At 71.1% G+C, this 11,583-nt stretch carries 11 protein-coding genes; 2 read left to right on the top strand and 9 right to left on the bottom strand.

Annotated features, from left to right (window positions below; all coding sequences use genetic code 11):
- The first annotated feature begins 194 nt into the window (after positions 1–194).
- A complete protein-coding gene (locus tag NR792_RS05035) occupies positions 195–1,556 on the top strand; it encodes a GON domain-containing protein (RefSeq protein ID WP_375758923.1) in 1,362 nt (453 codons plus the stop codon).
- Positions 1,557–1,559: 3 nt separating this feature from the next.
- Here NR792_RS05035 and NR792_RS05030 read toward each other — a convergent pair whose 3' ends face one another.
- The 8 genes from NR792_RS05030 to NR792_RS04995 are packed head-to-tail and all read right to left on the bottom strand — an operon-like array spanning position 1,560 to position 9,940.
- Positions 1,560–2,384 carry a GNAT family N-acetyltransferase gene (locus NR792_RS05030; protein ID WP_375758922.1) on the bottom strand — a complete coding sequence of 275 codons (825 nt, stop codon included), beginning with the start codon at positions 2,382–2,384 and terminating at the stop codon, positions 1,560–1,562.
- A 32-nt stretch (positions 2,385–2,416) separates the two neighbouring features.
- Complete coding sequence (locus NR792_RS05025) at positions 2,417–3,148, bottom strand: hypothetical protein (RefSeq protein ID WP_375758921.1); 732 nt, start codon at positions 3,146–3,148, stop codon at positions 2,417–2,419.
- On the bottom strand, positions 3,145–5,115 hold the full coding sequence (locus tag NR792_RS05020; protein ID WP_375758920.1) for a protein kinase: 1,971 nt from the start codon (positions 5,113–5,115) through the stop codon (positions 3,145–3,147). Before NR792_RS05020 ends, NR792_RS05025 begins: the two co-directional genes overlap by 4 nt.
- Before the next feature lie 52 nt (positions 5,116–5,167).
- On the bottom strand, positions 5,168–5,710 hold the full coding sequence (locus tag NR792_RS05015) for a latent transforming growth factor beta-binding protein (RefSeq protein ID WP_375758919.1): 543 nt from the start codon (positions 5,708–5,710) through the stop codon (positions 5,168–5,170).
- Positions 5,711–5,724: 14 nt separating this feature from the next.
- Entirely contained in the window at positions 5,725–6,186 is a 462-nt protein-coding gene (locus NR792_RS05010) for an SMI1/KNR4 family protein (RefSeq protein WP_375758918.1), read from the bottom strand.
- A gap of 60 nt (positions 6,187–6,246) precedes the next feature.
- Complete coding sequence (locus NR792_RS05005) at positions 6,247–7,971, bottom strand: sigma 54-interacting transcriptional regulator (protein WP_375758917.1); 1,725 nt, start codon at positions 7,969–7,971, stop codon at positions 6,247–6,249.
- 60 nt (positions 7,972–8,031) lie between these two features.
- The gene (locus NR792_RS05000) at positions 8,032–8,670 is read right to left on the bottom strand and encodes a carbonic anhydrase (protein WP_375758916.1); all 639 of its coding nucleotides are present in this window, start codon (positions 8,668–8,670) and stop codon (positions 8,032–8,034) included.
- A 55-nt stretch (positions 8,671–8,725) separates the two neighbouring features.
- Complete coding sequence (locus NR792_RS04995) at positions 8,726–9,940, bottom strand: FAD-dependent oxidoreductase (RefSeq protein WP_375758915.1); 1,215 nt, start codon at positions 9,938–9,940, stop codon at positions 8,726–8,728.
- A 150-nt stretch (positions 9,941–10,090) separates the two neighbouring features.
- Here NR792_RS04995 and NR792_RS04990 point away from each other — a divergent pair, with 150 nt between their 5' ends.
- Positions 10,091–10,792, top strand: a complete 702-nt coding sequence (locus NR792_RS04990) for an MBL fold metallo-hydrolase (RefSeq protein ID WP_375758914.1) — start codon at positions 10,091–10,093, stop codon at positions 10,790–10,792.
- A 2-nt stretch (positions 10,793–10,794) separates the two neighbouring features.
- Here NR792_RS04990 and NR792_RS04985 read toward each other — a convergent pair whose 3' ends face one another.
- Complete coding sequence (locus NR792_RS04985; protein WP_375758913.1) at positions 10,795–11,346, bottom strand: glutathione peroxidase; 552 nt, start codon at positions 11,344–11,346, stop codon at positions 10,795–10,797.
- Positions 11,347–11,583: the final 237 nt, after the last annotated feature.

Genomic DNA, 11,583 nt, shown 5'->3' with positions numbered 1-11,583 from the left:
GGGAGCCTGACAGACCGCCTCCTGGGAGGAGCCGGAGCGCGTGCCAGGACTGGCACGTTCGCGCCGCCGCTCCCGCCCCAGGAGGCTCCGGTGCGCTCGCAACGTCCCGGAACTCCATCCAGGTGGCCCCGGCGGCCCGCGTGGCCCCGACCTTGCCATGGGAAGGCTCCGCACCCCCAAGGAGCCTCATCCCCATGAATCACCCGAAGCCCTTCGCCGTGTCCTCCGCCGTCCCCCGCTTCCCCCGCCGTGCGCGGACCCTGGGCTGGAGCCTCCTGGCGCTCGCCGCCGCGGGCTGTGGTGCCAGCGACAGCGCCAGCCCCAGCACCCCGGCGGAGCGCACCCAGGCCCTTGCCGCGCTGCCCACGAGCTGCCTGGAGATCCGCACTGCCCAGCCCGGCGCGCCGGACGGCTACTACGTGCTGTACGTGGCCGGTGACGTCACCGCGTCCTGGACCGCGTACTGCCACGACATGGCCGGCACACCGAAGGAGTACCTCGCCCTGCCGCGCAAGGAGCCCGGCTCCAACTTCTCGCAGTACACCGCGGGCGACGCCTCACCCGGCACCGACGTCCGCACGACCTACTACCAGCTGCGCATCGACCCCACGACCCTGCGCGTGGACACCGCCGACCAGACCTTCGCCACCTCCACGGGCGAGCTGACGCACTCGCCGGACATCGTCACCTCCATGCCCTACGGCGTGGCCATGACGTGCGGCGGCGGACTGGGCGTGGGACGCATCGACCTCCGGGGCACCCCGTTCACGGTGGACGCGGAGGCGTTCGGCGTGGGCGGCGCGAGCAGGTCCGGTGCCGCCGTCTCCAGCGAGGAAGGCCAGGTCGTCGACCTGTCCGGCGACGGCTTCTGCGGCTGGGTGGGCCTCGTGGGCAGCTACAACCCCTACAACCAGCAGGGTGGCACGCTCCAGCTCCACTACCGCGGCGGGGACCGTCCCGCGACGTGTCAGGACATCCGGACCGCCCGCCCCGGCTCGCAGGACGGCCAGTACGCGCTGTTCGTGAACAAGGATCCGCTGAAGCGCTGGACGGCCTGGTGCCACGACATGGCCGGCACGCCGAAGGAGTACCTCTCCCTGGTGCACACCGAGGACGGCGCCAACTTCGCGCAGTACACGGCGGGAGGGAACTCGCCGGGCACCGACGTGCGCACCCGGTACACGCGCGTCCGGCTGAACCCCGTCACGCTCGCCGTGGACACCCGGGACCCGACCTTCGCGACGTCGGCCGGCGCGCTCAAGCACATGAACAAGGAGCCGGTGACGTCCATGACCTACGCGGCGGCCATGGGGTGCAGCCGCACGGGCCTGGCCAACGTGGACCTGCGCGGCACGCCCTTCTCCGTGCCCATGGGCGCTATTGCCCGGTTCGGCCCCTCGAGCGAGCCGTCGTGGTGGGCGTTCCACGACAACAACCAGGTGGTGGAGATGCACGGCTACGGAGGCTGCGGCTGGGTGGGCCCGCAGGGCAGCTACAACCCGTTCAACCAGAACGGCGCGCTGCTGCCCCTCGTGTACACCGCGCCGCTGCCGTAGCCCTCAGGGCGACGGCACCAGCCCCGCGCCGGGCTTCACCAGCACGACGCGCGAGTAGGCCATCTGGAAGCCCAGGCGCATGGCGTTGCGCTCGGTGGGGATGCCGGGCGAGGACATGATGGCGGCCAGGTCGCTGCCCTTCTCCCGTCCTCGCGCCAGCCGCGCGGCGATGAGCGCCTGCTGCACGCCGCGCCGCCGGTACGCCGGCAGCACCGACGTGCCGAACAGGGACGTGAGCCCGTCGCTCACCTCGCAGCTCCCCGCCCCCGCCGGCTCGTCGCCAATCCACGCCATGTACGCGTCCGAGTTGGGTTGGCGCGCCGCCTTCAACCCCATCTCCCAGAAGACCTCTGGCATCGACTCGCCTTCCGGGACGAAGCCGCTGCCGGCGACCTCCACGAACCTGCGCACCGCCGCGTCGTCGGACGGATCCACCCGCTCGATGCGCAGCCCCGGGGCCGCGCCCCGTGCCAGCAGCGACAGGTCCTCTCCGGCGGGGAGCGGCCGGTACAGCACCGTCTCGAACTCGCGCAGCACGAAGCCCCGGTTCGCCAGCCCCTTGAGCAGGGCCTGCGACGCGAAGGGGCTCAGCTCCGCCTTGGGCTCCACCCCGCGCGAGGAGAAGAAGTCCACCAGTGCGTCCAGCTCCGCGTCCGTGACCTCGCGCTCGAAGCCGTAGCCGCACGACTTGTTGATGTACGAGCCCACGCCGCCGAACGCCATCCAGCCGTCGGCGAGCGGCGCGGAGTCCCTCGCCAGCACCACCGCGGAGGTGGCCTGCTTGTGTTCGAACCGCCGCGCGATCTCCACCAGGTTCACGTCGTTCATCCGCTCCCTTTACACCGGGGCGGGCCCCCGCGTCAGTGCGCGAGAAGGCTTCCCGGAGGCGGGGCGAGCGGCGCGGGTGAGGACAGCAGCCCGTCCAGCACCCCGTAGGCGTAGAGCGCCGCGAAGGCGTAGGCCCCCACGAGGTAGGAGACGTTGAGGGCCCGGGCCGTGGGCGCGTCCTGTGCGGAGTACCGGCCGTCGGAGCCGCGCAGGGACAGGGCCACGCCCAGGGAGACGGCGGACACGGCGAACGTCGTGCCCTGGCCCACCGCCAGCACGGCGCCCTTGGAGCGCTGACCGTGCACGAGGTGGCCCACGCCGAACGGCACCAGGTACCAGCCCTGCGACGCCGGGCGGGACTCGACGAGGACGGGGGCGGAGGTGGAGGGCCGGGGCAGGAGCACGGGAGGCCGGCGCTCGGCGGCGCGCCGGGCGATGCGCTCGCGCCGCTGGACGTGGACGCGTTCGACGAAGGCGATGAAGTCCGGCGGATACACCAGCGGGTCCAGCTTCGCGTCGGGGTTGAGCGCGAGCCCCTCCACGGCTTCCTGCTCCGCGCGCGGCAGGTCCTCCTGCGCATGGAGCGTCGCGGCGAGCAGCAGGTGGGCTTCGGCCTCCTCCTGGGGGTGGGAGAGCCGCAAGGGCTGGAGCAGGCCCTCCAGCGAGGCCCGGGCCCGGGGCAGGTCGCCGGACTGGTAGGCCTCACGGGCAGGCCCCAGCGCGGAGGACGCCGCGAGCACGAGGGACACGATGGCGGTCTTCATGGCGACGTCTCCAGCACGACCGTGGTGCGGGAGCCCGCCACCGCGTTGAGCGATTGCCTCAGCACGTTGCCTCCCGGGTCCCGGGCCGACACGAGGTGTCCCCCGTGCGTGAGCTTCACGGGGGCCGGCAGCGGGGCCACGCCCACCTCCACGCCGTCGACGAAGACGCGGGACGCCGCGGGCGCGACGATGGTGACCTCCGCGTCGCGCACCCGCAGGGAGACTTCACGGGACACCGCTTCGCCGGCAGCCACTTCGAGCACCTCCTCGACGGGTTCGCACAGGGGGTTGTGGAAGCGGAGCCGGTGCGTTCCGGGAGCCAGCCGCAGCTCACGCAGCCGTGGGGTGTAGCCCCGGCTTTGGCCATCCACGAACACCTCGGCCCAGGGGCGCGTCGCCACCGACAGGGTCGCGAAGTCCTCGGCGTCCGGCACGCGTACGGGCAGGTCCTCGCCAGAGACGGCATTCGTTGTCCCGGGACGCGCCCCCTGAGGCCGCGAAGTGCCAGCGGTCTCCCGTGTCGGAGGACTCGCCGCCCGCGAAGGAGTCCCGAAGGCACCTGCGTTCGTGCTCGCGACGGACGCGGAGGCCACGGGCTTGCCCCTCATTGCATTGGGAGCCATGCCAGGCGGAGGAGCAGCGGCCTCCACCGTGTTCGAGCTCACGACGGACGCAGGAGGTACGGACGCGCCGTCCCTTGCATTGGGAGCCACGCCAGATGGACGAGCGGAGGCATCCACCGTGTTCGAGCTCGCGACGGACGCGGGAGGCACGGAGGTGGCCACCGTCGAGGCTCCAGAGCCCTCCGCACGCTCGCGCGAGCGCCATCCCCACGTCCCCAGACTCCCCAGCACTCCCGCGAGCACCACGCCGGCCACAAGCCCCTTCGCTCGTCCCGGCCGCGCATCCCACGCGCGCCGGACAAGGCCCTTCTTCATGGGACGCGAGCGCAGGAGCGCCAGCACCTCCGGGGCCCCGGGTTGGAGGGTCAGCGCGGCATTGAGACACCGGGCGGCCTGGGCCCCCTGCCCTGCGGCGAGCAGCGCGCGGCCCTCGTTCAACAGCCGCTGGAAGCCATCCTCGCGCCAGCGGGCCACGGAAGCCTCCGGTGCCGCGAAGAAGGCGCGTGAAGCCTCAGCGGGCGCGCCGACCCACGGCCGCAGCACCGCCTCCAGTTCCTGGACCAGCGCCGCGCCATCCGCGGGCCGGTCGCGCGCATCCCGGGCCAGACACCGCGCGACCAGCGCCCCCAGCGGCGCGGGCGTGCCCGGCGCGACCTCCAGCAGTGACGGTGCATCACGGGTCATCACCGAGACCGCCAGCCGGGCACTGCCCTCTCCCGCGTGCGGCGTCGTGCCCGTGCACAGCTCGAACAACACGACGCCCACCGCGTAGACGTCCGACGCGGGGGACCATGCACCGGTGTCGATGCGCTCGGGAGCCATGTACGCCAGCGAGCCGATGACGGCGCCGGTGCTCGTCAGCCGGGCCCGGTCCGCCAAAGCGGCGATGCCGAAGTCCGCGAGCTTCAGCGGACCGCCGCGCGCCACGAGCACGTTCTCCGGCTTGACGTCCCGGTGCACGACGCCGCGCGCGTGCGCCGCCTCCAGGGCGCGGGCCAGCTCCCAGCCCAGGAGCGCGACGGCTTCGGGCGGCACGGGGGCCAGGCGCCGCGCCAGCTCGCGCAGGTTCTCCCCTTGCACCCACTCACAGACGAGGAACGGGCCGCGCACGGCGTCCTCGCCAAAGTCATGGACCGCCAGCACGTTGGGGTGCTGGAGGGACGCCACCACCTCCGCCTCCTGGCGGAAGCGCTCGGTGAGGCGGGCCTCCATACCCGGGTGCAGCATCTTCACCGCCACGCGGCGGGACAGCCGGAGGTCGCGGGCGAGGAACACCGTCGCCATCCCGCCCCGCCCCAACTCCTGCTCCAACTGGTAGCGGCCGGCCAGCAGTTCGCCCGTCATCGCGCGCGCAGTCTAGGAAGCGCGATCCGCGCGGGCAAACCCCGGGGTCCCGTCACTGCTGGCACACGCGCAGGCTGGATCCAGGGAGCAGGACGCACACCCCGGGCCGGGAGTCGGGGCACTCCGCATCCGACCGGCAGGGTTGGTGGCACTTCTTCCCACCTCCCGAGTCCGCACAGAGGCCGCACCGGGTGCACTCCATCGAGGACGCGCAGAACCGCCCCAGGTTCTCCGGTGTCAGGCCCTCGCACGTCTCGACGCACAGGGACTCCGGTCCCGGCGAGCACTGGTAGCCCAGGGGACAATCCTGCACGGCACAGCGCCGCGCGCAGCGTCCGTCCTTGCAGCTCGCGATCCCGTAACAGGCGACGTTGTCCGAGCAGGGCTCGGTGATGCGGGGACCGGGCTCGCACTCATCGTAGAAGTCATTGCAGCGCTGTCCCTCCGGGCACTCCCGGTCCGCGGCACACGAGAGCACGCAGGAGTCCCCTGAGCATCCCGCGTCCGGAGCCTCACGGACCTGGATGTCGAGCGGACAGCCCGGGCCCACCAGCAGGACCCCGAGCACGAGGAGGAACGAGAGCGGGAAGCGCATGGCGTGGGACAGAGCTACTCCTCCTGGAGCCAGAACCATTCTTCATTGGAACGGAGCGCCCCACCCAGGAACTCCGAGAAGGAACCCGCGATCTGGCGGTTGTAGGCAGGGTCTGGAAACGCTTCGCGGTAACCATCCCGGATGGCGTACCGGCCCTCCGCCTGCAGGCTCACATCGACGAAGATGTAATTGGTATCCCGCACCTCGCAGACCGCGTACCAGGACGCAGGGCCCGCTTTGTCCGTGTCATCCTTGAGCAGGACGACCCGAGCGCGGCGAAGCTTCGCCAGGGGGTAGAAGAAGAACGCGGGGTCGACGCGGTCGAACAGCTTCGCGCCATCGCAGTGCAGGTAGAAGGCGCGGAGGTCCGGGTCCAGGCGCCATCCGACCCGCTGCTCGAAGGCATCGATTTCCGCCGGAGTCGCGGGCGGATTGGGGAAATGACGTCGCGACACCTCATCCAGCAGCATCGACATGGCTTCGGAGCTACTCGCCATAGGGATGATCCACTCCGACACGCGTCGCAATCTGGCCCCTCAGTCCTCTTCGCCCAGGTAGCGGAACACGGAGCGCAGGCCGATGCCCAGGGCCCGGGCCGCTTCCTTCTTGCTGCCGCCGCTGCGGGCGATGGCCTCTCGCACGTAGCGCAGCACGAAGGCATCGCGCGCTTCGTCCAGGGGCACCAGCGGCGCCGTGTCCGCCGCCAGGTCCAGGTCCTCGACGCCGATGAGCTCCCCTGACGCGAGGATGGCCGCGCGACGCACCCGGGACACGAGCTCGCGGACGTTGCCCGGGAAGGGATGACCGCGCAGGGCCTCCGCCGCCTTCTGCGTGAAGCCCCGAGCCCGGGTCCCCTGCTGCTTCAGCACGTGGTGCGCGATGAGCAGCACGTCCTCGCCGCGCTCCCGCAGCGGGGGCACCTCCAGGCGTACCTCGTCCAAGCGGAAGAGGAGGTCCTCGCGGAAGCCGCCCTTCGCGACAAGCGCCTTCAGCGGCTGGTGCGTGGCGGCGATGACGCGCATGTCGACCTTGCGGGGACGGTGCTCCCCCAGCCGCGTCACCTCGTGCTCCTGGACGACACGCAGCAGGCGCGACTGGAGCGACAGCGGCATGTCCCCAATCTCATCCAGGAAGAGCGTGCCCCCGTCCGACGCCTCCACCAGCCCCGCGCGGTCGGAGGTCGCGCCGGAGAACGCCCCGCGAGCATGGCCGAACAGCTCGCGCTCGATGAGCGACTCCGGGAGCGCCGCGCAGTTGATGGCCACCAGCCGTCCCCGCCGGCCGCTGCGCCGGTGGAGGGCACGGGCCACCTCCTCCTTGCCCGTGCCCGTCTCCCCCTGGATGAGCACGTGAAGGGACGTGGGCCCCAGGCGCTCCACCTGCCGATAGAGGTTCCGCATCGCGGGCGACTCACCGATGAGCCCTTCGAACGTGGCCGCGGCGATGCGCTGCGTGAGGCTGTCCACCTGTTCACGCAGCTCCGTCAGCTCCCGCGACGTGGCCAGGAGCAGCGCCGCGAGCGACGACAGCGCCATGGCCTCCTCCAGCTCGCGCGGCGAGAACGGAGGGCTGCCCAGACGCCGCCCCAGGTACACGGCGCACAGGGGCGCGGAGCCCGCGCGAAGCGGCAGCACCAGGGCGGAGGTCAGCCGCAGGGCCAGGACGCTGGGAGCGCCCGCGAGCGCCGCCTCCGCCGCGACGTCCGGCACCAGCACCGGCGCCCCGGAGCCCACGACCTGATCCACCAGGCTGTCCACCACCACCGAAGCCGGCACGGAGCCGGTGGCCCCCAGCACCTGCCGCCGGTCGCCCTCCACCGACACGAGGAAGCCCACGTCCGCGGAGGTGACGTCCGCGATGCCCCGCAGCGCGGCCTCCAGCAGCTCCGACGCGGGACGCTGCACGAGCAGCCGCGAAGCGAAGTCCGTCAGCACGCCCAGCAGGCGTGAAGGCGTCGCGGAAGGCGCCAGCCCGGCGGTGGGCTCCGAAGCCGTCAGCGTGAGCGACGCCTTGCCCAGGCTGAAGGACGCCCCCGGCTCCAGCGGCGACAGCTCCACCCGCTTGCCACGCACCCGGACGTCGCAGTCCGGACCGGCGGCGGACACCGTCCACCCCCGCGCGTCACGGAACAGCAGGGCATGGCTGCCCTTCACCCCGGGCGCGGAGAGGACGACGTCACACGCGGGCTCGGAGCCCACGGACACCACCGGCTTCTCCAGCGCGATGGAACGTCCGTCCGGAAGGGTCAGGAAGAAGCGCATGCGGCGGAGGAGTCTAGGCCGGACCCGGGCGGGGCGTCCGGCGGCCTTCGCCCCACGACGTCACTCCTTCGTGAGGTCGTAGACCTCCTGGATGCTGTGGAGCGTCTGGGCGAAGTCCAGCTTCAGGTCCTGGATGATGCCGTTGCGCAGGTCGAACACCCACGAGTGCACGATGGGGAAGCCGCGCGTCAGGTAGGACTTCTGCACGGCGGCCGTCTTGATGATGTTGATGCTCTGCTCCAGGACGTTGAGCTCCACCAGCCGCTCGTAGCGCTTCGTCTCGTCCGCGATGCCGTCCAGCTCCTGCTTGTGGAAGCGGTACACGTCGCGGATGTTGCGCAGCCAGGGGTTGAGGATGCCCAGGTCCTTGGGCTGCATCGCCGCGCGCACGCCGCCGCAGCCGTAGTGGCCGCAGACGATGATGTGCTTCACGTCGAGCTGCCGGACGGCGTAGTTGATGACCGACATCACGTTGAGGTCGACGTTGTTCACCAGGTTGGCGACGTTGCGGTGCACGAACACGTCACCGGGCGCCAGGCCCATGATCTGGTTGGCGGGGACGCGGCTGTCCGAGCACCCGATGTAGAGGAAGTCCGGCTGCTGCGACACCGACAGCTTGGTGAAGTAGTCCGGATCCGCGCGGAGCTGCTCCTCCGCCCAGAGCTTGTTGTTCTCGAAGATCTTGTCGTAGGGAGTCACGGACGTGACGCTGGCATGAGCGGGGCCCACCGTCGAGCAGTCCGTTTCCCAAGTGTCAGGCGCGCCCACGCAGCATCCAGTCCCAGTACAGGCGCGGCAGCCCGTACTTCTTGAGCAGCCACAGGTCGCGGCGCTCCACCAGGGTGTTGATGAACGGAAGGCTCGGCGCGGGCCGGCCCTCGTAGTCGAACTCGGCGAGCAGCATCCGCCCGTAGCCCGTCACCAGCGGACAGGACGCATAGCCGTCGTACCGGGCCGTGGGCTCCTTCCCCGCCATCACGGCGAGCAGGTTCTCCACGAGCACCGGCGCCTCCGCCCGGACAGCGGCGCCGGTGCGGGACGTGGGCAGGTCGCTCGCGTCCCCGATGGCGAACACGTTCGGGTGCTCCGGGTGTTGCAGCGTGTGCTTGTGCGCCTTGACCCAACCCGCGTTCGGGCCGTCCTGATGGGCGAGCGCGCTGCGCTTGATGAAGTCCGGCGCGCTCTGCGGAGGCGTGACGTGCAGCAGGTCGTAGCCCACCGTCACCTGCTCCCGGCGTCCGTCCCGAGTCACCGCGAAGACGGCCTCGCGTGCTTCCGCGCGCACCTCGACCAGGTCGTGGCCGAAGTGCGTCTCGATGCCGTAGCGGTCCACGACGCCCTCCAGCACGCGCGCGAAGGGCTGCACCGCGAAGAGGGTCCGGGCCCCCGAGCCGAAGACGACGCGCGACTTCCCGGTGAGCCCGCTCCGGCGCAGGTGGTCCGCCACCAGGTACATGATCTTCTGCGGCGCCCCCGCGCACTTCACGGGCGTGGCCGGGTGCGTGAAGAGGGCCGTGCCGCCCTGGAACGCCCGCACCATCTCCCACGTCTTCGGCGCGAGCCGGAAGTCGTAGTTGCTGGACACGAACGGCGTCTCCAGCGCCTCGCGCAGGCCGCGCACCCGGTCCCAGTCCAGCTGGATGCCGGGCGCGACCACGAGGAAGTCATAGGCCAGGCGCGCCCCACCCCGCGTGAGCACCTGCTGGCGGACGGGGTCCACCTCCTCCGCCCGGTCCTGGAGCCACCGCGCCCCTTCCGGGATGTAGTCCGCCTGAGGCCGCACGGAGCTCGCGATGTCCGCGGCGCCCGCGCCCACCAGCGTCCACAGCGGCTGGTAGTAGTGCTGCGCCGAGGGCTCGAGGATGGCGACATCCCGCAGGCCCTTGCGCCGCAGCCGTGCCGCGACCGTGAGGCCCGCGGTGCCGCCGCCGATGATCAGCACGCGATGGTGCTGCGAGGGAGCGGACATGGGGCCTCCGGATGAGCGCCGGGAGACTGCGTGCGCAAGCGCCCCACGACAACTGTGCTCCAAGGCGACATTACGTTGAAAGCAGGACATCCCTTTCTTGGGCCCGGTTTCCGGAGCAGGATTCGGGGGCCCGAACCCGAAGGCTTCGACATGCTCTTCCGCCAGCTCTTCGACTCCGAGTCCTCGACCTACACCTACCTCATCGGTGATGAGTCCACGCGTCAGGCCGTCCTCATCGACCCGGTGCTGGAGCAGGTGGACCGCGACCTGCGGCTGATAGGTGAGCTGGGACTGGTCCTCTCCCACGTCTTCGACACCCACGTGCACGCGGACCACGTCACCGCGTCCGGGGTGCTGCGGGAGCGCACGCGGTGCCAGGTGGTGGCGGGAGCAGGCGGGGCCGACGGCGCCGACCTCCACGTGCGGCATGGGGACACGGTGCACGTCGGCCAGAGCGCCTTCCAGGTGCTCGCCACGCCGGGCCACACGGACGACAGCGTGAGCTACCTGCTGGGCGACCGCGTCTTCACCGGGGATGCCCTGATGGTGCGGGGCAACGGCCGCACCGACTTCCAGAACGGCAGCGCGGGCCAGCTCTACGACTCCATCACCCGCGTCCTCTTCCAGTTCCCGGACGCGACGCTCGTCTATCCCGGGCACGACTACCACGGCCACACGGCGACGAGCATCGGCGAGGAGAAGCAGCACAACCCGCGGATCGCGGGACGGAGCCGCGAGGAGTTCATCCAGGTGATGAATGCCCTCAACCTGCCCCGCCCCAAGAAGATCGACATCGCCGTCCCGGCCAACCGCGCCTGTGGACGGCTCCAGCCCCCGGTGCCGGGGGCCTGAGCTCAGGCCTGCTTCGCCAGCTCCGCGTCAATGGCCTGCAGGAGGCGCGGATCCTCCGCCGACACGTCCGGCGCGAAGCGGCCCACGACGCGGCCATCCCGGCCGATGAGGAACTTCTCGAAGTTCCACTGCACCTCCGGCTGGGGGTTCGCCTCGATGCCGTAGCCCTTGAGGTTCGCGCGCATGGGGCCCTCGCCCGTGGCCACGGGGATGGCACCCGTGAGCGCGTGGTAGAGCGGGTGCTTGTCCTGCCCCACCACGGAGATCTTCGAGTACAGCGGGAAGGTCACGTCGTACTTCAGCGTGCAGAACTGCTGGATCTCCTCCTCGCTGCCCGGCTCCTGTCCCAGGAAGTTGTTCGCGGGGAAGCCCAGCACCTCCAGGCCCTGCGCCTGCTTGCTCGCGTAGAGCTTCTGCAGTCCTTCGTACTGGGGCGTCAGGCCGCACTTGGACGCGACGTTCACCACCAGCAGGACCTTGCCCTTGTGCTGACCGAGCGTCCGGGGGGCGCCGTCAATGCCCTTGAGGGGGATGTCGAAGAGGTTCTGGCTCATGTTCAGTCTCACTTCCTGTTCGGGGGGCGGCCACTCTAACGGGCAGGACGTGGGATGTCTTGCTTTGAGTACGGCGTGCTCAACTCGCGGAGGAGGCTCGAGCCACGGCGGGATGTCTACCCCTGGCGCGCTTTACGCGACGTGCCGTTCTGGGCGACTGTTCTGTCGCAGGCGAGACACTTCTCGCCCCATTCCTTGAACACGTATGCCTTTGCGCCGGCGCCCGCCGCCAGCGGC

Source organism: Corallococcus exercitus (genome assembly GCF_042231735.1).
Classification (GTDB): Bacteria; Myxococcota; Myxococcia; order Myxococcales; family Myxococcaceae; genus Corallococcus; species Corallococcus exercitus_B.
This window is presented reverse-complemented; position numbering and strand designations above follow the sequence as displayed.